Here is a 22,915-nt window from a genome sequence, read left to right on the forward strand (position 1 = left end):
CGGGCTCAGCGTCGCCGTCCGCGCTTGACCTTGAGCTCCTCGAAGCGCGGAACGTCGCCGTCGCGCACCCGCTGCCACGCCTTGGCGTAGAGGTCGGCGACGGGCTCGATCGGGATGCCATCAAAGGTGGTCAGGTCGAACATGGCCAGCTTCCACTGCTCCAGCGGAAGGAGCGGCGCCGACTGCTCCGCCCACCCGCCGGGCAGGAACAGCGTGCGCGCCGCCCGGCTCCGGCTCGCCTCGACGACGAGGTCGGTCGCGGCCAGCTCGACGCGGGCCGCCTTGAGCCGGGCGGGCTTCCAGCCCGTCCACCGGGCGATGTTGCGGTCGGTGGGGTCGGGCAGGGCCAGCAGCATCAGGTAGTGGGCCGCGGCGTCCTCGCCGAGCCCGTACTCCTTCGCCACCTCGATGACCAGATCGGGCACGGACCGGGTGGGATCCTGCGGCCACCACGTCCCGTCCGCGTCCCGCTCCCCCCGCACCGGGTCGCCGGGATCGGCGAGCAGCGCCGCGAACCGCGGGTCGCGGGCGGTCCGGAACGCGATCTCGACGGGGAACGGCTCCTCGGTGCCGAGCAGGGCGCGCAGGTACGGATCCTCACCTGCCGCGTCCAGCGACGCCACGCGGATGCCGGGAGCGGGTCTGTCGTCATGGGTGGCCATGACGACGGCGCCGTATCTCTCGTAGCCCTGGCCGGTCTCGGTCGGGGCTCCCGCCGCCTTCCTGAACGCGGGCAGGTCGACGTATCGGCCCAGGTCGAGCATCAGGTCGGCGTTGGCCAGCCGGTTGCGGACCGCGGCCAGCGCCGTCGGCAGCGCGGCCCGGATCGGATCTCCGGCGGGCAGCCGGTACGCCAGCCACCGCGCGGTGGTGACGGCCATGACCAGCGAGTTCGTGGTGAACCCGGTGGCGTTGTCGTCGACGGGTGCGACCCGGTCACCGCGTACGGTCCAGGCCAGATCGTGGCTCAGCTCCGGCGAGGCGGCCGGATCGATGACCGCGCGCAGCGCCCGGCTCGTGTCCCAGTTGCCCCGCACCGCGCGAGCCGCCTCCCCGAGCAGCCATTCGGGAATCGCCGCCTGCGGCCCGACCTTGTCGTTCCACAGCGCCGCCGCGGCGGCCACGTCCGGGCCGTCGCTCCAGAGCCGGGCCGGGTCGCTGGGCAGGAGCGCCGCGACGACCGCCCGCCGGATGCCGGCGTCCGTCTTGCGCAGCTCGTCCCTGGCCACGGTGGCGTCGGCCAGCTTCACGCCGATCGTGGTACGGATTTCCTTGGTGAGGAAGTTGCGCTCGTGCGTGTCCACGGACGGCAGACCGGCCACGATGAGCCGGGCCATCGTCTCGGAGACGCCGGTGAGCCGGGCGAACTCCTCGGCCGCCTCGGGCCGCCAGGGCGCCGGTCCCCGCGCGGCCAGCTCGGTGAAGAGCGCTTCCAGCCAGCCCGCCTCCCGTGCCACCCCGACCGGGACCGAGGACCGGGCCGTGTAGGGGTGCGGGACGTCGAACCGCCCGGCCGGGTCGTGGAACAGCGCCGTCCATACGCAGCCGGAGTCGTCCGGGGATCCGGAGCTCACGAAGGCGAGGAACGCGCCATCCTGCAGCGGCAGGGTCCCGAGCCAGTTGCCGTCGCGCCAGTTGCCGTCGGGCTTGATCAGGAGACGTTTGTCGAGGTGCAGGTCCATCCGTCGCCAGCGGGACGGATCGGCCGTGGTGGGCAGTCCGAGCTCGCTCAGTACGCAGAGCAGCTCGTGCAGCGTGGCGCGGTGTTCCTCCTCGGCCGTCACCGTCGCGACGCGGAAGGCCAGGGCGGCGGCCTCGTCGAGGAGGGGGTCCCATCGCAGGCCCGAGCCCGGCAGTTCCGGCAGGTCCAGGTGAGTGCGGCCCAACCTCGACGAGGACGGGGCCGCCCCTGCGGGGCCCGGCTCCAAACGCCCCGACGCCAAGCCCCCGGACGCCGACACTCCAGACGCCAAGACTCCCGACTCAGACGGAGCCGACGCCGACGCCAGCCGCCGCCCGATCGTCTGGATCTGCTGGAAGGCGCCGTCGGCCCGCAGGCGCCAGGAGTATTCGACGAAGTAGCCGAGCCCACGGAGCGCCTCGTCGAGCAGGGAGTCCGTAGGACCGGCGGGCGCCTGCTCCTGGTGTCCGCCGGCGAGCGCCTCGGAGAGCCTGGCCGCGACGGTGTGCAGCGAGGTCTGCTGGGTCCCGGCGAAGCGGACGACCCCCGCGATGCCGGCCACGAGCGCGTCATGGCTGACCTGCGGAAGCAGCGTACGGACCCGCGCCTCCAGGTCTTCCTCCCCGGCGACCGCCAGCAGGGCCGCCGCGGTGTCCAGGTCGAGGGCGCGCAGGGCCGCGGAGCCCTCCGGATCCCTCGGGCGCAGGTAGCACCAGTAGCGCACCGGCGGCAGGATGAGGCTGCCACTGGCGAAGTGGCCGGGGGCGTCGTCCGTGCGGGCCACGGCCGTGACCACGCCGTCCGGATCAACCAGGCTGAGCCGGTAGCCCCCCTTGACGATGGTCCGCGGCCGGTCGTCTCCGGGGAACATCAGGGCGCGCGCCGGTGTCCCGGCGTCGGGCGCCAGGGTGACCGTACGGCCGGAGACGTCCTCACCGCGCATCGACCCGTCGGGCAGCCGCACCACGCGCCAGCCGAACAGCCCGCCCACGGGAGTGCCCACGGGGGTGGCCTCATCCGAGGGCGCGGGAAGCAGCCAACCCGCGTGGAACTCGCTGCCGGCCGGGGCGTCGCGGAGCGCGTCGGCGAGGAAGGCGGGCATGCCCTTCCTGCCCACCTGCCCGCTGACCGGGTCGTACTCGTACCAGCCGTTGGTGGCGTGATCGGAGCCGTCCCAGGTCCATACCCAGTAGGAGGTGCCGTCGGTGATCACCGACGACTCCTCGGGGAGTGCCGTGTCGCCGCGGTGCAGCATCCCCTGGCCGGTGGTCCGTCCGCCGCCGGGCAGGGGCAGGGTGACCGCGTCGTCGCCGCGGTACCAGTCCATGCGCGTCCCGCGGGTGTGGGTGGCGCCCTCCATCGGGTGGAGGCGGTCAGGGGCGGTGTGCCAGTAGCCGCGCAGCCGAAAGTCGAGGTCGCGGGACTGCCAGTAGACGAGCAGCTCGCCGTCCACATAGTGCAGGCCGACGGCGTTCCAGGAGTCTCCGGCCGGGATGCGCAGGTCATGGGTGAGCACGGTGCCCTCGGGACCGAGCACCCGGGCCTGCGCGGCGCCCGCCGTGAGCAGGTACGGCCAGGCGTCGGCGACGACGATGTCGTCGACGTCCTTCTTCGGTACGAGCGACGCGGCCGCCTCCTCCCAGGCCGGCCAGCCCAGCTCGTCGAACAGCCCGGCCCGCAGGGTGCGGGCGAGCACCGGCGCGATCTGCGCCGCCGCCGCCCGGCGTACCTCGTCCTCGGCCAGGACCAGCGCCTCGCCCGGCAGCCAGGCCAGCCGCCGCAGGGCGTCGGGCAGGTCCGGCAGTCCGGCGGCGGTGGATCGCAGGGCCACCTTGCGGGTCCATTCGGCCAGCATCGGCCGGCCGCCGGGGGAGGTGGCCAGCAGGCGGACGGCCCGCCGGCCGTCCTCGTCGTCGCTGAAGCCGTCGGCCGCGCGCTCGAAGGAGGGCCGGAACCGGGCGTCGGCGGCCAGGGCGACCAGGTCGCGCTGCCCCTCCCCCTTCGCCCAGGGCTCCAGCCGCAGCGAGTCGCCGTCATTGGGATCGCGTACCGGAATGTCGAGGGCCAGCAGCAGGTCGAGCAGGTCGACGTCGTAAGAGACCGTCAGCGTCCGCTTCTGCCCGGTCAGTTCGGCGCGCAGTTGGCCGGCCGCCCGCTCCACCAGCGTGTAGAGGGCGGGCAGGCGGGACGGCACCCGCCAGCCGTAGTTGCGCGCCTTCAGGAAGCGTTCGAGCCAGCCGACGGTGCCGTCACCGGGCCGCTCCGGCACCTCGCCGGAGACCAGCCCGGCGGTGGCGCCGGACGCCTCGAGGATCTCCAGCCACAGGCCCGCCAGCTCCTCGTCCCGGGCCTGCGGCATGATGTTCAGCAACGTCACCCGCACCTCGGGCTCGCGCGAGGCCAAGGCCGCGATGCCCGTACGGTGGGCCTTCCACCAGCCCGTCGCGGCCCGATGGGCGGCCGGCAGGGCGAGCAGCTCGGCCAGGTAGGTCTGCTCCCCCGCGTCCACGTCGACCCCGGCGGCCTTGGCCAGGCGGCGCAGGTCCGTCGTCATCTGCGCCGACGGCGGCAGCCCGCCCGCGGTGCGCCGTACGCACAGCCGCGTGAAGCGGCGCAGCGCCTCGTCGGCGGGCACTCGGATGGCCAGCTCCTTGGCGTAGCCGGACAGCACCTTGACCGGCAGCGCCCCCGCCAGCGCGAACTCCAGGAACACCTCGTCGAGCCGGTCCTCGTCCACGGCGAGCCCGTGCTGCGCCTCGGCGCGGCGCGCGCTGGCGAACATCTGCGCGGCGTAGACGGCGTTCTCGACGCCCAGGAACACCCGGCCGCTCTGCTCGTAGAACGTGGGCAGGAAGTGGGGCACGGACGCGGCCAGCTGAGCGGCCAGCTGCTGGTAGGCGTCGAGCGCGGCCTTCGGCTTGGACTTCGCCTGCCGGGCCGCGCGCTCCAGCTCCGGCACGACGGCGAGCGCGTGGTGCCCGTCTTCGGGGTGGTGCACCAGCACCCACTCGGGGAAGCCGAGCGAGCGCCGCAGCCCCAGGCCGACCTCGGCGGGCTCCCCGTCGGGCGCCAGGCCCAGGAAGCTCGCGGCCAGGTCCTCGGCCGAGCCGAGCTCCCCGGCGACCAGCCGCACGACCACCCGGTCGTCCAGCCCGGGATGACGGTAGGTACGGGCGGTCATCGGCACCGCCCGCTCGCCGCCGCCCTTGGTGCCGAGCGGCAGCACGCCCCCGGCCTTCAGCAGCTCAGCGGCCTGAGACGCCTTCTGCGGCCCTGCGGCCTGAGACCCTTCCTGCGTTTCCGCGGTCTGAGACATGCTCACGCGTCCTTCCCCTCTTCGACCCGCCGCCCGGCGTAGAGCGCCGCGGCCATCCGCATCCCCTCCGACCAGGCCACCGGCCCGACCTCGCGCAGCGGCAGTGTCCTGCCGTCGAGGTCCTGCCAGCTGAGATCGCCCGTCGTCATCTCGCCGTCCCAGTAGGGCTCGCCGATCCACACGGTCGCCTCCGAGAGGCTGCCCCCGTCGCGGACCCGGCAGGTGGCGTAGCCGCCGGAGACCCGGTAGCCGAGCGCGGTGGCCCGCGCGGCCAGGCCGAACCTGGAGTCGTAGGTGCCGCCGGAGAACTCCGACACGGCCGTCTCCGTCGCCTTGAGGTCGGCGGGCTTGCGCCAGGTGGCCCGGTGGATCTGCTCGACCTTCTGGACCACGCCCAGCTCCGCGGCGAACTCCCGCAGGTCGTCCAGGTCGGGCAGCAGCACGGGATGCGGCAGGGTCACCGTCTGCGGCGACAGGCGTACGGTCTCGCCGTCGAGGTTGACCACCCGCAGCTCTCCGGTGTCGGTGGCGTCCCGCAGGAAGCCGACCTCGTCGGGGTCGTCACCGACCACGGCCAGGTCCCGCAGGGCCGACTGCCACGCCTCGTCCGGCCACACGCGGGCCAGCAGCCCGGTCGGCACCGGCAGGGAGGAGACCATCCAGAGGTCCACCTGCGCCACGCACGCGGTGGCGTGCCGGTCGAGCCACTCGGCGAAGCGGCGCAGCCGGTCCACCTCGGGGTGATCGCGCAATGCCTTCGGCAGCGACTTCAGCTGCCGTCCCGCCGCCCGGCCGGAGGTGGCTCGCGCCGCCACCCGGCCCTCTATGAGGGCGACCTCATACCCGTCGCCCGCTGCCAGCCAACCCAACGGTCCCCGCCTTTCACCGTGCACGAACGTCGAATGAGCAGGGGTTTTCCAGCCCCTGCTGTGCAACTGCGCCGAACGTTAGCGACCCCGACCGACAAACCCGTTCGTGGTCCTCCAGAGGCTCTGACTGCGCGCACGGGGGTGGGGTGGCGAGCCGTCCGCGGGCTGTTTTGCCGCCCTGCGAAATGCGGTGATCCGTCAGAGATGGCTGGTACGGTACCGGGTTTCCGCCAAATGACGGGATTTTTCCGCGAGGGCGCCCCTATTGCACAAGAAACTTTCCTAACAGATACTCCGGATTGAGTGTTCACCCCCCGAATCTGGAGTCGCCGTGCTTCGTCGTGTCCTCACCCTGACCTCGGTCGCCGCCGCCACCCTGATCACCCTCGCCCAGCCCGCCCAGGCGGCCGAAATGGACGTCACCTTCGGGCCGACGTCGATCGGCGACTACTGCCACGCGAAGGTCAGCTCGGCCTCGTGGATCGGCTTCTACGAGGCGGGCGGCCTCAGGTGCTACGCGAGCGGCACCGGCGGCCCGCCGCAGTACGCCGGATCCGGCGACCCCTACCTGGCGTGCAAGTTCCTCACCACGGAGGTCGTCATGAGCGCCAGGCGGGGCACGTCCGACGCCCTGGTGTGCAGGGTGATCGTCTAACGCCCCTTTGGGGAGGGTATTCGGCTTCCTTACACGTTCCGGATACAAAATGGTCATTTTGGGTGTCGAAATTATCCAGGCATCGCGGTTACAGTGACCCCGCACGCCAGATGATCTTCATCTGGCTGCTTCGTCACCGCGATCAGGAGGCTGAGAACTCAGTTGCGCGCCTGGAACTTATCTACCCGAATGACGTCGTACGCGGCGGGTGTGGCGGCCCTCGCGTTAGCGTTCGCGGGGGCCGTCGCGGCCCCCGCCTCCGCGGATAACATCGACACCTACTACCTCGACAGCGTCCACGGCAACGACTCGGCCGCCGGCGACTCCCCGGAAACGGCGTGGAAGACGCTGGCCAAGGCTGGCACGGCGGACCTGGGGCCGGGCGAAAAACTCATGCTCAGCCGCGGCAGCACGTGGTCCGGGCAGCTGGCCATCACCAAGTCGGGCGATGAGGACAACCCGATCGTCGTCGACGCCTACGGCACGGGCGCCCGTCCGGTGCTCAAGGACGACAACGAGGCGTGCCTGTACCTCGGAGGCGACCACATCGAGGTCTACAACCTGCAGATCGGCGTGGACTCGGACCAGGGCCGCTGCTCGTGGGCGGGGATCAAGGTAGGCGGCAGCAACAACGTCATCGAGCAGAACTACATCACCGGCGCGGCGGCGGGCGTCTACATCGAGACGAGCGCCCAGTACACCTCGGTGACCAGCAACGAGTTCGTCAACAACAACTTCATGAGCAAGCTCACGCCGCAGGAGGAGAACGACAACGACGACTCCGGCGCGTTCGCGCTTCTGGTGCAGGGCGACGACTCCAACATCGGCTGGAACACCATCACCGGATCGGTGGCCTTCAGCTACGACTACGAGTTCGACGGCGCGGCGGTGGAGATCTTCATGGGCTCCCGCAACTACGTCCACCACAACCTCGCGCTCGACAACGACACCTTCACCGAGCTGGGCACCAGCCGCAACGACGACGGAACGACGAACGACCCCGACGGGACCTCCGGCAACGTCTTCGAGTACAACGGGATCTACGGAGACAGGACCCGCTCCGGCATCGTCACCCGCGGCCCGGTCAAGGACGACGGCGAGATCGAGACGAACGGCCCGGTGTTCGGCACCGTGTTCCGCAACAACTCGATGAACCTGCCCAACCCCGACGCCGAGGGCGTCGTCTGCTACGCGAGCTGCACGAACGCGCACTTCAAGCTCTCGCAGAACATCGTCGTGGCCGGGAAGAAGAGCGCCTACGCCGACTCCACCTTCACCGCCAACGACCACAACGTCTTCTACGGCGGCCAATATCAGATGACGGCCGGCACCGCCAACGTGCGCAAGGACCCGAAGTTCGACACCGACCCGAGCAGGCCCCTGCGGCTGCTGAGCGGGAGTCCGGCGATCGGTCTCGGCGTCAAGAAGTTCAACCCCATCGACCTGGACGGAGCCCCGGTGGGCGGGAACGGCACCATCGAAGCCGGGGCCTACGAGTACTAAGGCCGATCGCGTACAACGGCCGGCAGAAGGCCGCCATCGAGGCTCGACCGCGCCCACTGTGACGGCTTCCCGGCCACCGGCATCCATCCCGGCCGCATCACCGGCCCGGGATGGATGCCGGTCAACCCGGCGGGGACCGTCACTGAGCGGCCGGCTCCTTGACCGCGAGCACCGGGCAGCCGGCTTCGAGCAGGATCCGCTGGGCGCTGCTGCCCATGATCAGTTTGCCGACCGGTGAGCGCCTGCGCAGCCCGATGACGATCAGGCTCGCCGAGGCCGCCTGCGCCGCCGCGAGCACCGCCTCGGCGACGTCGTCCTCGGCCACCTGCTCGAAGTCGTACGACACCTCCGCCGGGACCAGGCGCTTGATCTCCGCCGCGTCCGCGGTCGAGGCGTCGACGTAGGCGCCGGGCCGCGAGACGTTGAGGATCTTCAGCGGCGCCCCTCGGAGCGCGGCTTCCGCGATCGCGTGCTCGAGCGCGACCCGGCCCAGCGGGTTGGGCACATATCCCACGATGACCGTCATGCTGCGGCCTTTCTACGTTGCTTGCGAAGGGTCCGGCTCAGCGGCGGGACGACGATGATGAGCAGGATCGCCACCAGCAGCGTCGCGGCGATCGGCTGGCCGAAGAAGCCGGTCAGCTGGCCGTCAAACAGGCGCATCGAGCGCCGGAAGGACGACTCCAGTAGGCTGCCTAGAACGAAGGCCAGCACCAACGGCCCCGGCTCGAAGCCGACCTTCTTCATCAGGTAGCCCACGATCCCGAGGCCGACCATCAGGAACATGTCGAAGACGTTCATGCGGACGGTGTAGACGCCGATCATGGTGATCAGGATCGTCAGCGGCGCCAGGATGGCCGCCCGGATGCGCAGGATCTTGACGAAGATCCCGATCAGCGGCAGGCTCATGGCCAGCAGCAGGATGTTGCCGACGTACATCGAGTTGACGACGCCCCAGAACAGGTCCGGCTTCTCCTGCACCAGCAGCGGCCCCGGCGTGATGCCCTGAAGCAGCAGCGCGCCGAACATGATGGCCATGGTGGCGTTCGCCGGGATGCCCAGGGTGAGCAGCGGGATGAAGGAGGACGTGGCGGCGGCGTTGTTGGCGGTCTCGGGTCCGGCGACGCCCTGGATGGCGCCCTTGCCGAAGCGTTCGGGGTGCTTGGCGGTCTTCTTCTCCACCGCGTAGGCCACCATCGACGACATGGTCGCCCCGCCGCCGGGCAGGATGCCGAGGATGAAGCCCACCAGCGAGCCGCGGGTGATGGCCCCCTTGGACTCGCCGAGGTCCTTGCGCGAGGGGTAGACGGAGCCGACGCTGGGCGCCGGGGCACTTTTACCGCGCAGTGACTCCAGGCTGTAGAGGATCTCGCCGACGCCGAACAGGCCCATCGCGACGATCACGAAGTCGATGCCGTCGAGCAGCTGGTCGCTGCCGAACGTCAGACGCGAGGTGCCGGCCAGCGGGTCCTGGCCGATGGTCGCCAGGAGCAGGCCGACGGTGGCCATCAGGATGCTCTTGGTCGTGGAGCCGGTGCCGAGCGTCGAGACCAGCAGGATGCCCAGCAGGGCCAGAGCCGTGTACTCGGCGGGGCCGAAGTCCAGCGCGAACCCGGCCACCAGCGGGGCGACGAAGGTGAGCGCGATGACCGCGACCGTGCCGCCGATGAAGGAGCCGATCGCCGCGATGCCGAGCGCGGAGCCGGCCCGCCCTTGTCTGGCCATCTCGTGGCCGTCGATCGCGGTCACCACACTGGACGCCTCGCCCGGCAGCCGCAGCAGCACCGAGGTGATCGTGCCGCCGTACTGGGCACCGTAGAAGATGCCCGCGAGCATGATGATCGCGGCCGTCGGCTCGATGTTGTACGTGACCGGCAGCAGGATCGCGATCGTGGCGGCGGGCCCGAGGCCGGGCAGGACGCCCACGAGCATGCCCAGCGTGACGCCGAGCAGGCAGTAGAACAGGTTCTCCGGTTGGAAGACGACCCCGAACCCGGCGATCACCGGGGAGAAGAAATCCATGGTCAGCCGATCTGGTTCAGAAGGGCAGGATGTGCGGGAGTGACACGCCCAGCCCGGTGACGAACAGCAGGTAGAGGACGGCGGTCGAGCCGAGCGAGATGATCACGGTCATCCGCCAGCCCTCTCGTCCGAGTCCTTTCAGCCACAGGACGAGCAGCGCCACGGTGGGGATCTCGAAGCCGATCCGCTCGAACAGCAGCGCGTAGCCCACGAGAGACACGGCCGCGACGACGACGATCAGGGCCTCGCGGGTGAAGGTCTCCTCCTCGCCGGTCGGCCCGGACCGCAGCACGAGCACCGCCGCGGTCACGACCATGGCGACACTGACGGCCAGCGGCCACAGCCCGGGGCCCGGGTTGGACAGTGTGCCCACCCCCAGGCTCCAGGACATGATCGCGGTGATCACGCCGATGGCGAGCGGGACGAGCGCCGCGACCATGTTCTGCCGGCGGGCGTAGGCCGGAGTCGGCGGGGTGGGAAGCCCGTCCTCCTCCGGCACGCCTTCCTCGGGTACGACGCTGGTCATTGCTGGCCCGTGAGGTCGATCCCAAGCTTCTTCGTCAGCGCGGCGAACTCGCCCTGGGCCTTGGTGAGCTGCGTCTTGACCTCGTCGCCGCCGACCTCCCAACGGCCGATGTAGTTGGACTTCAGCAGCTCGCCGTACTCGGGCGTGGCGATGGCCTTGTCGATGGCGCCGGCCAGCTTGTCGCGTACGTCGGCCGGCAGCCCGGCGGGCCCGGCCACGAACCTGCGCTGGTCCACCACGACGTCATAGCCGGACTCGGTGGCCGTCGGCGTGTCGGGCAGCGCCTCGACGCGCTTGGTGCCGAACACGGCCAGCGCCCGGAGCTTGCCGGACTGGACGTGCTTGGCTGCCTCGGCGATCTGCACGGACGCCGCGTCGACCTTGCCGCCCAGGACCGCGGTGATGGTGGGGGCGCCGCCGTCGAACGGCACGGGCGTCGCCTTCACCTTCGCCACCCCGAACAGCAGGGCCTGCGACAGCTGGCTGCCCGTCCCCGCGCCGGTGGTGCCGTACTTGATGCCGTCGGCCGCGAGCAGGTCCTTGAGCGACTTGTACGGCGAGGTGGCCGGCACGACCAGTGCGTAGTCCTCGACGGCCAGTCCCTTGACGAAGGTCATGTCCTCGAGCTTGATGGCGTCGGGGTCCTGGACCATGAGCGGCCCGATGGCGAACAGCGACTGCGGCATCACGGCCACCCGGTAGCCGTCGGGCTTGCTGCTGAAGACGTCCTTACCGGCGATCTTGCCGTTGGCGCCCGGCTTGTTGACCACCACGGCGGGCTTGCCGAGCGGCTTCTCGATGCTCTTGGCCAGGGCGCGGGTGACCAGGTCGGTACTGCCGCCCGGCTCCGTCGGGACGGTGAACTCCACGGCCTTGCTGGGGTAGGCGGCGCCGTCGCCGGCACCGCCGCCCTTGACCGAGCAGGCGGACATGGCGACCACTGCCAGCAGGGCGCCACCGATGCGCAGGCCGATCGTGGATGACATTCTCATCACAGTGTTCTCTCTTTCACCAGCGTGGAAGCGGGGGCTGGACCCACGTGGGGTCGGCCACGCGCATGGCGGCCACATCGTCCCTGTCGCGGAAACCGCTGAGCGCGCTCCAGCGTTCGTGCAGGGCGGCCAGGGCGTCGCGGTCGAGTTCGACCCCGAGGCCAGGGGCGTCGGACACCTCGAGGGCGCCGCCGACGAAGCGGTGCGGCTCGGTGATGACGTCCTCGGTCTGCCAGGGCCGGTGGCTGTCGCAGGCGTACTCCAGGTCCGGAATGACGCTGGCGACGTGGGTCATCGCGGCGAGACTGATGCCGAGATGGGTGTTGGAGTGCATCGAGAGCGCGACTCCATAGGTGCGGCACAGTGCCGCGAGCTCGCGCGTGGCGTGCAGGCCGCCCCAGTAGTGGTGGTCGGACAGCACCACCTGGACGGCGTCCTTGGCGAACGCCTCGGGGATCTCGCCGAACGTGGTGACGCACATGTTGGTGGCCAGCAGCGCGCCGGTCCTGGCGCGCACCTGCGCCATGCCGTCGATGCCGGTGGTCGGGTCCTCCAGGTACTCCAGCAGGCCGTCGAGCTCCTCGGCGACGCGCACGCTCGACTCCAGCGACCAGCCGCCGTTGGGGTCCAGGCGCAGCGGGTGGTCGGGGAAGGCCTCGGCCAGCGCCTTGATGGCCGCGATCTCCTCCTCGGGCGGGAACACGCCGCCCTTGAGCTTGAAGGAGCGGAATCCGTAGGTGTCGGTGAAGCGCCGTGCCTGGCGTACGACGCCTTCGGGGTCGAGGGCGGCGCCCCAGTCGTCGCGCGGCGCGTCCTCCATGGGGTGCTCGGCCCAGCGGTAGAACAGGTAGCCGCTGTAGTCGACCCGGTCGCGCACCTTGCCGCCGAGCAGCGCGTGCACGGGCAGGCCGAGCGTCTTGCCGAGGGTGTCCAGGCTGGCGACCTCGAACGCCGAGACCACGCTGCGGACGATCTTCTCGTTGGTACGGCTGCCGCGCAGCCCGGCCGGGTCGAACTCGTTGATCGTGCCGGGCGTCAGCCCCGCCGAGTCGTAGGCCAGCTCGTGCAGCCCGTTCAGCGCGGTGAGCGGCTTGCCGATGACGGCCTTGGCGAGGTTGCGCGCCACCTCCAGGTATTCGGTGTCGCCGTAGGTCTCGCCGACCCCGGTGGCGCCGCTGTCGGTCTCGAGCTCGACGATGGTGCGCGGGGTGTACGGCTGGTGCACGCCGAGGACGTTGAGCAGCGGCGGGTCGCTGATCAGGATCGGCGTGACGGTCGCCTTGACGATCCGAGAGATGGGTTGCGACATATGGGGATTCCTTCCTTACCGGACGAGGTCGAGGCCGGTGTCCAGCAGGGCGCGGAGCTGTTCCAGGTGCTCGGGAGGGGGGTCCGCGAGCGGGGCGCGTACGGAGCCCACGGGGAGTCCTCGCAGCCTAGCCGCGGCCTTGACCAGCGAGACCCCGTAGCCGATGCCCTTGTCGCGCAGCTCGACCAGGGGGACGTAGAAGCGGCTCAGCAGCAGCTCGACCCGCTCGTCGTCGTCGGCGCGGAAGGCGCGGAAGAAGTCCTTGGCGATCTCGGGGGCGAAGGCGTGCACGGCGGAGGAGTAGGCGGGCACGCCGATGCTCCGGTAGGCGCGGGCCTGCATCTCGGCCGTCGCGGCGCCGTTGAAGAACAGCCACTCCGGCGGCGCGGCCAGCTTGAGCCGCTGCAACTGGTCGAGGTCGCAGTGACCGTCCTTGAGGCCGATCACGTTCGGTATCGCGGCCAGTCCGGCGATGCTGCTCACCGCTATCTTCACCTGGGCGCGCTGGTAGACGATCACGGGCAGCGACGTGCTGGCGGCGACCCGCCGTACGTGCTCGACCAAGCCCTCCTGGGGCGCCTCCACAAGATATGGCGGCATCAGCAGCAACGCGTCGGCCCCGGCCCGCTCGGCGATGGCGGCGAACCTGGCGGCCTGGGCCCAGCCGTAGCCGGCCCCCACGACCACCGGCAGCGCTCCGGCCGCCTCCTCGACCGCGGCCGTGACGACTCTTTCGTACTCGTCCTCGGCCAGGGAGAAGAACTCCCCCGTCCCGCAGCACGGGAACACCGCGCCGGGACCGGCCGCGATCTGGCCGCGGAGGTAGGCGCGGAAGGCCTCGATGTCCAGGGCCCCGTCGGCGTCGAACGACGTCAGGGGGAACGACAGAACGCCGGTCTCCATGCCCCGCCGAAGCCTGGCGCGTACATCGTCAGTTGTATACGTAGCGGTCATCCTGTCTCCATATGTAGATGCCTGTTACGTGGCGAGCAGTCTCGCTCCAAAATTGGTAATGTGTCAACAGGCCGTCCCCCGACAGATGAGGTGCGATGACACTCCCCCTAGACGAGGCCGAGGGCACGGCGCAGAGCGGCGTGCGGGGCGTGAAGTCCGCCGCCCGCACGGTCGAACTCCTTGAGCTCCTCGCCTCGCGACAGAACCGGCCGGCCCGGCTGCGCGAGCTCAGCGACGCGCTCGGCGCGCCGCGCAGCAGCATCTACGCGCTGATCCGCACGCTGGTCGAGCGCGGCTGGGTGCGCACCGACGCGAGCGGGACGCTGTACAGCATCGGCATCCGCGCCCTGCTGGCGGGCACCACCTATCTCGACACCGATCCGTACCTGCGCATCGTCCAGCCGCACATCAACGACCTCAGCGCGCTGCTCGACGAGACCATCCACTTCGGCCGCCTGGACCGGGGCGACATCGTCTACCTGGCCACCAAGGAGTCGAGCCAGTATCTGCGCCCCTTCAGCCGGGTCGGGCGCCGGCTGCCCGCCTTCAGCACGGCCATGGGCAAGTCGCTGCTGGCCGAGCGGCTCGGCACCGGCCTGGAGGTGCCGATCCCCGCGCAGCTCACTCCCCTGACGCCTAAGACGCTGGTAGACCGTGACGCCCTGACCCGGGATCTGGAGCTGACGCGCCGGCGCGGCTACGCCATCGACGACGAGGAGAACTACGCCGGCGTCATGTGCTTCGGCTTCGCGCTGCGCTACACCAGCCCGCCGACCGACGCCATCAGCTGCTCGGTGCCCATAGCCAACCTCACCGAGGAACGGACGAAGGAGATCACCGAGGCGATGGAGCGCACCAGGCTGGCCATCGAGCGCATGGCCCCCATGGACCTGTCGGGGACCAGCGAGTTCTAGTAGTTGTATGACGACATGGCGAGTTGTACGATGACTGCCATGACTACCTCCGACCGCATCTCCTGGATCCGGCTCTCCTCGGTCTATCTACCGCTCGCCACCCCGATCAGTGACGCCAAAGTGCTCACCGGGCGGCAGCGGCCGATGACCGAGATCGCCTTCCTGTTCGCCGAGATCGGCGCCGAGAGCGGGCATCGGGGCTTCGGCTTCGGCTATTCCAAGCGCGCCGGCGGCCCCGGCCAGTACGCGCACGCCAGGGAGATCGCCTCGGACCTGCTCGGCGAGGACCCCAGCGACATCGCCCGACTGTGGGAGAAGCTGGTCTGGGCGGGCGCGTCGGTCGGGCGCAGCGGGCTGTCCACGCAGGCCATCGCGGCCCTCGACGTCGCGCTGTGGGACCTGAAGGCCAAGCGCGCCGGACTCCCCCTGGCCAAACTGCTGGGCGCCCACCGCGACTCCGTACGCTGCTACAACACCTCCGGCGGCTTCCTGCACACCCCGATCGAGCAGGTCATCGAGAACGCGAGCGCCGCGCTCGAACGCGGCATCAGCGGCATCAAGCTCAAGGTCGGCCACCCCGACTCCCGGATCGACCTGGCCAGGGTCGGCGCGGTGCGCGAGCACCTGGGCGACGGCGTACCCCTCATGGTGGACGCCAACCAGCAGTGGGACCGGCCGGCCGCCCAGCGCATGGGCCGGGCCCTGGAGGAGTTCGGGCTGGTCTGGATCGAGGAGCCGCTGGACGCCTACGACAGCGCCGGCCACGCGGCGCTCGCCGCCTCGCTCGACACGCCGATCGCGACCGGCGAGATGCTCACCAGCGTCGCCGAGCACGCCGAGCTCATCCGCCTCGGATCCGCCGACGTCATCCAGCCCGACGCGCCGCGCATCGGTGGCATCACGCCGTTCCTGCGTCTGGCGGCGCTGGCCGAGCACAACCGCCTGCAACTGGCCCCGCACTTCGCGATGGAGATCCACCTGCACCTGGCCGCCGCCTACGGGCTGGAGCCCTGGGTCGAGCACTTCGAGTGGCTGGAGCCGCTGTTCGAGGAGCGCCTGGAGATCCGCGATGGCAGGATGATCGTGCCCGACCGCCCCGGCCTCGGGCTGACCCCGAGCGAGCAGGCCGCCAAGTGGACCGCGGACCAGTGCGAGTTCGGCACCAGAAAGGACTGACCCCGCGATGGCGAGCCTGACCCAGACCCTCGTCGACGACCTGACGGCGCGCATCCAGGAAGGCGTCATCCACCCCGGCGACAAGCTGCCGACCGAGAGCAGCCTGGTGGAGACGTACGGCGTGAGCAGGACGGTCGTCCGCGAAGCCATCTCGCGGCTGCAGGCCGCCGGGCTCGTCGAGACCCAGCACGGCCGCGGCAGCTTCGTCCTGGCGCGGCCGGGCTCGGCCAGGTTCGAGTTCGGCCAGAGCGGCGAGCTGACCGTCGATGACGTGGTCGACCTGCTCGACTTCCGCATGGCCTTCGAGGTCGAGGCCGCCGCGCTCGCCGCCCGCCGGGGTGGGGGGCCACGCTTGGACGACCTGCGGGCGGCGCTCGACCGGTTCGCCGCGAGCGCCGACAACCCGAGCACGGCGGTGAACGCCGACTTCCAGTTCCACCTCCGCATCGCGCTGGCGACCGGCAACCGCTACTTCGCCGACCTGATCACGTCGTTCGGCCCCTCCATGATCATCGTGCCGCGTGACCGGCTGTCGCCCGCCGGGCAGGGGCATTTCGAGCAGATCGTGGTCGAGCACGAGAACATCTACGCGGCCATCGAGCGCCAGGACGGCGAGGGCGCGCGCGCCGCGACCCGCGTCCACCTGAGCAACAGCCGCGCCCGCCTGCTGGCCGCCCACCCCTAGCATTCACCAGGAAACCGGCTGGTGTCGGCGTACGTCGGACTAGACATGGTCATGCTGGAGATCCGCCCCGGGTCCGCGTCCGACAGAGAGTGGATCTACCGGCTGCGGCACGAGGTCTATGCGCACGAGCTCGGCCAGCACCCGCCCAACCAGGCCGAACGGCTGAGCGACGCCCTCGACGACGGCAACGTCTACATCGTCGCCGCCCACGGCGATCGGCCGGTGGGGTTCATCAGCGTCACGCCGCCCTGGACGGGCCGCTATTCGATCGACAAGTACCTCAGCCGCGCCGGGCATCCGGTCCTGGACAGGGAGGACCTGTTCGAGATCCGCATCCTGACCGTGGACCCGCGCTGGCGGGGCTCGGCGGCGGCGCCGCTGCTCATGTACGCCGCGCTGCGCTGGGTGGCCGCGCACGGCGGCCGCGTCGTCGCGGCGCTGGGGCGGACCGAGATCCTCGGGATGTACCTGGCCGCCGGGCTGACCGGCACCGGCACCCGGGTACACGCGGGGGCCGTCACCTTTGAAGTGCTGTCCGGGCAGGTGAGCGAGCTGGCTGAACGGACGCGGCGGCACCACGGCCCGCTGCTGCGCGCTTTGGAGCCTCGGGTGCGCTGGAGTCTGGAGATGCCGTTCCTGCCCGGACCGCCCGCCTGCCAGCACGGTGGTGCCTCGATCGGGGCGGTGGGCCGCCGGTTCGGCAGCCTGCCGGCGCGCGACGACGTCGTGCCCGCCGACGTGCTCGACGCCTGGTATCCGCCCGCTCCCGCCGTGGTCGAATTGCTGGGCGGCGACCAGGGCTGGCTCGTCCGCACCTCTCCCCCGGCCTACCCCGAAGGGCTCATCGAGGAGATCGCCGAACGCCGCGACCTGCCCCCGGACTCCGTCGCGACCGGGGCGGGCTCGTCGGACCTGATCTTCCGCGCGTTCTGCGGCTGGCTGGACGCCTCCTCCCGCGTCCTGCTGCCCGACCCCGTCTACGGGGAGTACGCCCATGTCGTCGAGCAGGTGATCGGCTGCCGCGCCGACCGGTTCCCGCTGCGCCGGGCCGACGGCTGGCGGCCGGACCTCGACCGCCTGCGGGACGCGCTGCGCGAGCGCTATGACCTGGTGGTCATCGTCAATCCCAACAATCCGACCGGCGTCCACACCGATGCCGGTGATCTGCTTCGGGTGATCGCGGACGCGCCGGGCGGGACGCGGTTCTGGATCGACGAGGCGTACGTCGAGTACGCCGACTCGGGGCAGTCGCCGTCGCCGTCGCAGTCGCCATCGCAGTCACCGCCGCCATCGCAGTCGCCGTCGTCGCCGCAGTCGCAGTCGCAGTCGTCGCAGTCACAGTCGTCGCCGTCGTCGTCGCCGTCACTGGAGCGGTACGCCGCTGCCTCGGGCAATACCGTGGTGTGCAAATCGCTGTCCAAGATGTACGCCTTATCCGGCCTGCGCGCGGCTTACCTCGCCGGACCGGCGGAGCTGGCGGCCGAGTCGCGCCGCTGGGGCCCGCCCTGGGGGCTCAGCCTGCCCGCCCAGATCGCCGCGGTGCACGCCCTGCGCGACCCTGACTACTACGCCGAATGCTGGGGCCGGACCCGTGCCCTGCGCTCCGGCCTCGCCGAACGGCTCGCCGGTCTCGGCGCTGATCTGCGGGTTCACGAGTCGGCCGCCAACTTCGCCCTGCTGACGCTGCCCCGGTCCGGGCCGACCGCGGCCGGTCTGGTGGCGGCGTGCCGGCGGGACGGGGTGTTCCTGCGCGACCTGTCGCCCCTGTCCCCCGCCTTCGAGGGCCGGACGGTACGGATCACGGTGCGCGACCCCGACGCCAACGACCGCGTCGTCACCACCGTCGCCACCGCACTGGACCGCCTGCGGGCCACCCCGTGATCACACCTGCCACGGCCGTCCCGTACATCGCCGTCGCGCTCGTCGTCGGTGGGGTCGCCGTCGCGCTGTCGCGCCGGCGGGAGTACATGCTGCGCTGGTGCGCCTGGGCGGTGGCCGTGCCCGTGGTGGTGGCCGCCCTGTACGCCGGGCCGGGTGGGGCAGCGGTGCTCGCCGCCGTGGCCGGGGTGGTGCTCGCCGCCGAGTACGGCGGGCTGGTGGGGCTGGCCGTTCCCGACCGGGTGGTGCTCGTGGCGGTCGCGGGTGCGCTGCCGCCGGTGGCGTGGCTGGCGCTGCCGTACTTGCCGCGGGTGCTGGTCGCCGCCGTCCTGGTCGTCTTGCTCGTGCCGCTGCTCGGGGGTGACGCGGCGGGCGGGCTCAGGAGGGCGTCACTGGGGGTGTTCGGGGTGGTCTGGTTGCTTCCGCTGGTGGGGGTGGTGCTGCTCGGCCCGGTCGTGCTGGCGGTGTTCGTCGCGGTGTCGGTGGGCGACATCGCGGCCTCGTTCGCCGGGCGGTCGCTGGGCGGGCCGTCCCTGTCGCCGTTGTCCCCGGCCAAGCGCTGGAGCGGCGCGCTGGCCGGGGCGGCCGTCGGGCTGGGCGCGCTGGCGCTGCTGGGGGCGTTCACCGTCCCGCTGGCGATCGCGGTGGCGGTGGGTGCCCCGCTGGGCGATCTGCTGGAGTCAATGGTCAAGCGCGGGGCCGGGGCCAAGGACTCGGCGTCGTGGCTGGCGGGCGCGGGCGGGCTGCTGGACCGGCTGGACTCCCTGCTGCTGACACTCGCACTCGCCTTGCTGCTCACGTGACCGGCCTGCGGGATCGCTCACATGACGGGGCGTGCAGGACCGATCACATGACCGGCGTGCGGGACCGCTCACGCGACGGGGCGTGCGGGGACTGCTCACGTGACGGACGTGCGCGCTGGTGGGTACACCCCCGGATGACGCGAACGCGCCCAAGTAGCGTATGCGACCATGATCCGGACGTATCGGCGGGCCGGGGAGAGGGACAGCGTGCAGGTGAAGGACGTCATCGAGCTCATCGGCACGGTGCTGGACATCGCGGGCGTGGCCGTGATCGCGGCCGGTCTGGTCATCGCCACCATCACCTACGGTGTGAGCCTGGCCCGGTCCCGCCAGGTGGCCGGCCTCTACCAGGCCTTCCGGCGGAACGTGGGCCGCTCGATCCTGCTGGGGCTGGAGTTCCTGGTCGGGGCCGACATCATCAAGACCGTGGCGGTCTCCCCCACCTTCCAGAGCGTCGGGGTGCTGGCCATCATCGTCGCGGTCCGCACGTTCCTGAGCGTCTCGCTCCAGGTCGAGCTGGACGGCCGCTGGCCCTGGCAGCCGCCCCGTACCGCCGGGCAGACCGGCGGCACGGGGCGGGCACCAGCCTCAGCCGAGTGACAGCCGGTCCAGGTCGGGCGCGGCCTCCTTGTCGTTGTGGATCTTGATGGTGTTGGCGCCCGCCCGCAGGGTGACGGGCACGGATGTCGTGTACGGGGTGTTGTTGCCGACGCCGCTCACCTTCACCTCGATCGGCGCGGCGTCGTTGACGGTGACGAAGTACGAGCGGTCGCCGTTGACCGTGAAGTCGATGAACAGCGTGTACTGGCGGGCCGTGTCGACGGTGACGTTCTCGAACAGCACGTACGCGTCCGCCGCCCCGCCCAGGTTGCGCACCTTCTGCCCACCCGAGCAGGGCGAGCAGTTGGTGATGCCCGAGCTGCCGAGCCGGTTGCGCGAGTCCTCGGCCTCCCGCATGAACACCCGGTCAGCCGGGCGCGGCCGCACTCGCAGTTGCTTGGTGACCTGGGTGGCGCGGCCCAGCACCTGGAAGGACGCGGTGATGGGGATGTCGGCCGCGGTGACGTCCTGGCCGGGCGGCGAGGTGAGGGTCCAGGTGCCCTCCAGCGTCTGACCGAGCCGCAGGGTGGCGGCCGTCGCGGCGGCGCCCGTCAGCGTCCAGCCGGCCGGCACCACCGGGGCCAGGTTGACCTGGTCGAGCGCGTCGTCGACGTCGAGCCGCAGCTTCGTCGACACCTTCATCGACTGCTGCCCGGGACCGACCCACTGCAAGCCGGACGGGTTCACGGTCATCGTCGTCTTCGGGACCTCCGAGGCCGGCGGCATCGGCGCGACGGCGATCCGGTCGAGCCCTGGGCCCTGCCGGGCCGTACTGGACAGCGTGATCGTGTTGGCGCCCGCGTTCAGCGGCACCGCCAGCGCCGTGGCGGCGGGAACGTCGGCGTTGTCGCCGCTCACCGGCACCTCCACCGCCGCCGCGCCGTTGACGCTCACCGACAATGAGGTGGCCGCGGCTGCGGTGTGATCGAGTTCGAGCCGATACGTCCCGGCCGACGGCACTGTGACGTCACGGTAGGTGACCGCGTTGCGCGGGCCGCCGCCGAGCCCCACCACCCGGGCCAGGCCGGAGCACGCCTGGCACAGGTCCGGCCGGGCCGAGCCGCTCCTGGCCTGCCGCTCCGCCTCCAGCGGCATCGCCGCCCCGAGACCCACCGGGTAGGCCGACGCCACCTTGATCTCGTCGATCTGTAGCTCCTGGTAGAAGCGTGGCGCCTGCGGGCCGCCCCAGGTGTTGAGGACTTCCAGCTTCAGGTAGCGGGCGCGGGTGCCGCCGAGGTCGATGAACTGCGCGCCGCGTGCGCTGCGCATCGCGGCGGAACGTACGGGCTTGCCCCAGTGCTTGCCGTCGTCGCTGGCGTAGACGCGGTAGTCCTTGATCCGGGCCGAGTCCTCGGGGCGGCCGAACGACTCGCGGGCGTACGTCGGCGACCCCTCGCGCTGGTTGACCGCCAGGTAGGCGGCCTCGCGCCGCTTGCCGAGGTCGAGGGTGAGCGAGACGGGCAGCTTGGCGTCGGCGTCCCAGTAGTTCTGGAAACTGCCGTCGACCAGGGCGCCGGCCGGGTGACCCGCGCGGGTGGACGTGGCGGTCGCCTTGAGCGCGCTCTGGGGATAGAAGTGCTCCTGGCCACGGGTCTCGACCTTGAACACGGTGTCGTAGTCGTCCCACTTGGTGATGCCGAGGATCGTCAGGTAGCCGCCGGACTGAGCGAACCGCATCCGCTCGCCCGTACGCAGATCGCTCACCGCGGAGACGCGGTAGCCGTTGTCGCGCAGCCGCACCTGATCGGTCCTGGGCCTGGTGACCACGTGCACGTACTGGACCTTCGCGCCGCGCTCGACGGTGACGACGCCGTGCGCGCCGTCGTTCCAGAAGCCCGGCTGCATGCCGCCGTACATGTAGCCGCCGCCCTCGGTCCCCTGCAGCGAAGACCGGATCGGCGGCACCCACCCGGCCATGAAGTTGTTGAACTCCTCCTGCTGCGGCGGGAACCTGCCATTGACCATCGGGGTCTCGGCCATCAGCGACTTCATCGAGGAGCCGGCGTTGGTGACGTAGCGGCCGGTGCTGAGGCGGAAGTCGACGGGGTGGCTGCCGCCGTCGTACCACCAGTCGCCGGTGGTCGGGAGCTTGTAGTCGGCCTCGGTCAGGCGCGGCATCGGGGTGAAGGCGGCCTGCGGGTAGTCATAGGCCGGCGTCATGCCGGTCTTCTGCTCGTTGCTGACCGTGTCCATGATCGGGGTGTCCTCGTTGTTGTTGCTTAGCAACCAGGACGGGCGCTTCTGCCGGATCTGCTCGTAGAGCTGGTTCTGCTCCCAGTACTCGTTGTCGTTGTCGATCCAGAACCCGGCCAGGTCCGGATAGTTCTCCATGACCTCGAAGAACAGGTCGTAGCTGAACTGGCCGAACCCGTTCCTGGTGGTCAGGTCGACCGAGCGGCCCTTGTAGGCGGAGTAGGCGGCGGAGTCGAGCGTCTCGACGCCCTGCTCGTTGTGCCACTGCGGGTCGTCGGTCATGTAGAGGATGACCCGTACGCCCTTGGCCTGGCCCGCCTTCACCAGCTCGCCGAGCAGGTCGCGCTGGGTGGCGCAGCTGCCGGGGATCTTCGACGGCCACGGCCGGGCGTAGCCGAGCCTGCTGTGGAAGGTGGCCAGCACGATGTAGGAGGCGCCCAGCTTGCGGGCCTCGTCGACCCAGTAGTCAGGGCTCCAGCCACCGCCGGTGACGTCCCGCTCCCAGGCGGCGCAGTCGAGGTGGCGGGGCGCGGTGAACATGCCCCAGTGCAGGAACAGGCCCGCGGTCGAGTCGCGCAGCCACTGCTGCCGCGGGTGCTCGACCTCCGCGCCGGCGGCGGGAGCGCCGACGATGTAGGCGGTCAGGGCGAGAAGGAGGGCGGCGCAAGCGGATAAGACTCTGGAGGGGGTGCGGCGGCGCTGCATGGCGATCGCTCTCTCGTTGGGCTGACGGGGGGTAACGCCAACAAGGCTGATCTCTCAGACATCCGACGAATACACGAGACAGAGCCCATAGTCAAGAAACACCACCCTCCGGGCGGTCAACTCATCCGATGACT

At 71.0% G+C, this 22,915-nt stretch carries 17 protein-coding genes; 8 read left to right on the top strand and 9 right to left on the bottom strand.

Going from position 1 to position 22,915, the window contains the following annotated elements; translation table 11 throughout:
* Positions 1 to 5: 5 nt before the first annotated feature.
* On the bottom strand, positions 6 to 4,997 hold the full coding sequence (locus ACIBO2_RS34485; RefSeq protein WP_397302335.1) for a DNA-binding protein: 4,992 nt from the start codon (positions 4,995 to 4,997) through the stop codon (positions 6 to 8).
* 2 nt (positions 4,998 to 4,999) lie between these two features.
* Positions 5,000 to 5,866, bottom strand: coding sequence for a DUF4132 domain-containing protein (locus ACIBO2_RS34490; RefSeq protein ID WP_358551904.1), 867 nt, complete (start codon positions 5,864 to 5,866; stop codon positions 5,000 to 5,002).
* A 331-nt stretch (positions 5,867 to 6,197) separates the two neighbouring features.
* On the opposite strand from ACIBO2_RS34490, the gene ACIBO2_RS34495 reads away from it, so the two are divergent.
* Together ACIBO2_RS34495 and ACIBO2_RS34500 are read left to right on the top strand one after the other, a co-directional pair.
* Positions 6,198 to 6,521: a hypothetical protein gene (locus ACIBO2_RS34495; RefSeq protein WP_397302337.1), complete on the top strand. Its 324-nt coding sequence runs from the start codon at positions 6,198 to 6,200 to the stop codon at positions 6,519 to 6,521.
* 189 nt (positions 6,522 to 6,710) lie between these two features.
* Positions 6,711 to 8,024, top strand: coding sequence for a hypothetical protein (locus ACIBO2_RS34500; protein WP_358551908.1), 1,314 nt, complete (start codon positions 6,711 to 6,713; stop codon positions 8,022 to 8,024).
* A 139-nt stretch (positions 8,025 to 8,163) separates the two neighbouring features.
* On the opposite strand, the gene ACIBO2_RS34505 is transcribed toward ACIBO2_RS34500, so the two are convergent.
* From ACIBO2_RS34505 to ACIBO2_RS34530, 6 genes are read right to left on the bottom strand one after another with little or no spacing between them, the layout of a single operon-like run.
* The gene (locus ACIBO2_RS34505; protein WP_358551910.1) at positions 8,164 to 8,550 is read right to left on the bottom strand and encodes a universal stress protein; all 387 of its coding nucleotides are present in this window, start codon (positions 8,548 to 8,550) and stop codon (positions 8,164 to 8,166) included.
* Positions 8,547 to 10,046 carry a tripartite tricarboxylate transporter permease gene (locus tag ACIBO2_RS34510; protein WP_397302343.1) on the bottom strand — a complete coding sequence of 500 codons (1,500 nt, stop codon included), beginning with the start codon at positions 10,044 to 10,046 and terminating at the stop codon, positions 8,547 to 8,549. The genes ACIBO2_RS34505 and ACIBO2_RS34510 overlap by 4 nt, the downstream gene beginning before the upstream one ends.
* A 16-nt stretch (positions 10,047 to 10,062) precedes the next feature.
* On the bottom strand, positions 10,063 to 10,572 hold the full coding sequence (locus tag ACIBO2_RS34515; protein WP_358551914.1) for a tripartite tricarboxylate transporter TctB family protein: 510 nt from the start codon (positions 10,570 to 10,572) through the stop codon (positions 10,063 to 10,065).
* Entirely contained in the window at positions 10,569 to 11,558 is a 990-nt protein-coding gene (locus ACIBO2_RS34520) for a tripartite tricarboxylate transporter substrate binding protein (RefSeq protein ID WP_358551916.1), read from the bottom strand. The genes ACIBO2_RS34515 and ACIBO2_RS34520 overlap by 4 nt, the downstream gene beginning before the upstream one ends.
* A gap of 22 nt (positions 11,559 to 11,580) precedes the next feature.
* Positions 11,581 to 12,873, bottom strand: a complete 1,293-nt coding sequence (locus ACIBO2_RS34525) for a glucarate dehydratase family protein (RefSeq protein ID WP_358551918.1) — start codon at positions 12,871 to 12,873, stop codon at positions 11,581 to 11,583.
* 15 nt (positions 12,874 to 12,888) lie between these two features.
* Complete coding sequence (locus ACIBO2_RS34530) at positions 12,889 to 13,827, bottom strand: 5-dehydro-4-deoxyglucarate dehydratase (RefSeq protein WP_397302347.1); 939 nt, start codon at positions 13,825 to 13,827, stop codon at positions 12,889 to 12,891.
* A gap of 95 nt (positions 13,828 to 13,922) precedes the next feature.
* On the opposite strand from ACIBO2_RS34530, the gene ACIBO2_RS34535 reads away from it, so the two are divergent.
* The 6 genes from ACIBO2_RS34535 (at position 13,923) to ACIBO2_RS34560 (ending at position 19,883) form a co-directional block, all read left to right on the top strand.
* On the top strand, positions 13,923 to 14,741 hold the full coding sequence (locus ACIBO2_RS34535; RefSeq protein ID WP_358551922.1) for an IclR family transcriptional regulator: 819 nt from the start codon (positions 13,923 to 13,925) through the stop codon (positions 14,739 to 14,741).
* Positions 14,742 to 14,780: 39 nt separating this feature from the next.
* Positions 14,781 to 15,917, top strand: a complete 1,137-nt coding sequence (locus ACIBO2_RS34540; RefSeq protein WP_358551924.1) for a mandelate racemase/muconate lactonizing enzyme family protein — start codon at positions 14,781 to 14,783, stop codon at positions 15,915 to 15,917.
* 7 nt (positions 15,918 to 15,924) lie between these two features.
* Positions 15,925 to 16,602 (top strand): FadR/GntR family transcriptional regulator, encoded by a 678-nt coding sequence (locus tag ACIBO2_RS34545; RefSeq protein WP_357954095.1) that lies wholly within the window; start codon positions 15,925 to 15,927, stop codon positions 16,600 to 16,602.
* Positions 16,603 to 16,623: 21 nt separating this feature from the next.
* On the top strand, positions 16,624 to 18,483 hold the full coding sequence (locus ACIBO2_RS34550) for an aminotransferase class I/II-fold pyridoxal phosphate-dependent enzyme (RefSeq protein WP_397302351.1): 1,860 nt from the start codon (positions 16,624 to 16,626) through the stop codon (positions 18,481 to 18,483).
* Positions 18,480 to 19,283 carry a phosphatidate cytidylyltransferase gene (locus ACIBO2_RS34555; protein WP_397302354.1) on the top strand — a complete coding sequence of 268 codons (804 nt, stop codon included), beginning with the start codon at positions 18,480 to 18,482 and terminating at the stop codon, positions 19,281 to 19,283. The genes ACIBO2_RS34550 and ACIBO2_RS34555 overlap by 4 nt, the downstream gene beginning before the upstream one ends.
* 168 nt (positions 19,284 to 19,451) lie before the next feature.
* A complete protein-coding gene (locus ACIBO2_RS34560) occupies positions 19,452 to 19,883 on the top strand; it encodes a DUF1622 domain-containing protein (protein WP_358551930.1) in 432 nt (143 codons plus the stop codon).
* On the opposite strand, the gene ACIBO2_RS34565 is transcribed toward ACIBO2_RS34560, so the two are convergent.
* Positions 19,872 to 22,781, bottom strand: a complete 2,910-nt coding sequence (locus ACIBO2_RS34565; protein WP_397302356.1) for a CBM35 domain-containing protein — start codon at positions 22,779 to 22,781, stop codon at positions 19,872 to 19,874. The two genes, ACIBO2_RS34560 and ACIBO2_RS34565, sit on opposite strands and share 12 nt — an antisense overlap.
* Positions 22,782 to 22,915: the final 134 nt, after the last annotated feature.

The organism is Nonomuraea sp. NPDC050022 (assembly GCF_044460705.1).
In the GTDB taxonomy this organism is placed as follows: domain Bacteria; phylum Actinomycetota; class Actinomycetes; order Streptosporangiales; family Streptosporangiaceae; genus Nonomuraea.

Bases quoted from the DNA above. Each gene is read 5' to 3' on its own strand.
- ACIBO2_RS34510 (WP_397302343.1), bottom strand. From the start codon at position 10,046: ATGGATTTCTTCTCCCCGGTGATCGCCGGGTTCGGGGTCGTCTTCCAA.
- ACIBO2_RS34485 (WP_397302335.1), bottom strand. From the start codon at position 4,997: ATGTCTCAGACCGCGGAAACGCAGGAAGGGTCTCAGGCCGCAGGGCCG.
- ACIBO2_RS34525 (WP_358551918.1), bottom strand. From the start codon at position 12,873: ATGTCGCAACCCATCTCTCGGATCGTCAAGGCGACCGTCACGCCGATC.
- ACIBO2_RS34520 (WP_358551916.1), bottom strand. From the start codon at position 11,558: ATGTCATCCACGATCGGCCTGCGCATCGGTGGCGCCCTGCTGGCAGTG.
- ACIBO2_RS34515 (WP_358551914.1), bottom strand. From the start codon at position 10,572: ATGACCAGCGTCGTACCCGAGGAAGGCGTGCCGGAGGAGGACGGGCTT.
- ACIBO2_RS34565 (WP_397302356.1), bottom strand. From the start codon at position 22,781: ATGCAGCGCCGCCGCACCCCCTCCAGAGTCTTATCCGCTTGCGCCGCC.
- ACIBO2_RS34545 (WP_357954095.1), top strand. From the start codon at position 15,925: ATGGCGAGCCTGACCCAGACCCTCGTCGACGACCTGACGGCGCGCATC.
- ACIBO2_RS34530 (WP_397302347.1), bottom strand. From the start codon at position 13,827: ATGACCGCTACGTATACAACTGACGATGTACGCGCCAGGCTTCGGCGG.
- ACIBO2_RS34560 (WP_358551930.1), top strand. From the start codon at position 19,452: ATGATCCGGACGTATCGGCGGGCCGGGGAGAGGGACAGCGTGCAGGTG.
- ACIBO2_RS34505 (WP_358551910.1), bottom strand. From the start codon at position 8,550: ATGACGGTCATCGTGGGATATGTGCCCAACCCGCTGGGCCGGGTCGCG.
- ACIBO2_RS34540 (WP_358551924.1), top strand. From the start codon at position 14,781: ATGACTACCTCCGACCGCATCTCCTGGATCCGGCTCTCCTCGGTCTAT.
- ACIBO2_RS34535 (WP_358551922.1), top strand. From the start codon at position 13,923: ATGACACTCCCCCTAGACGAGGCCGAGGGCACGGCGCAGAGCGGCGTG.
- ACIBO2_RS34500 (WP_358551908.1), top strand. From the start codon at position 6,711: ATGACGTCGTACGCGGCGGGTGTGGCGGCCCTCGCGTTAGCGTTCGCG.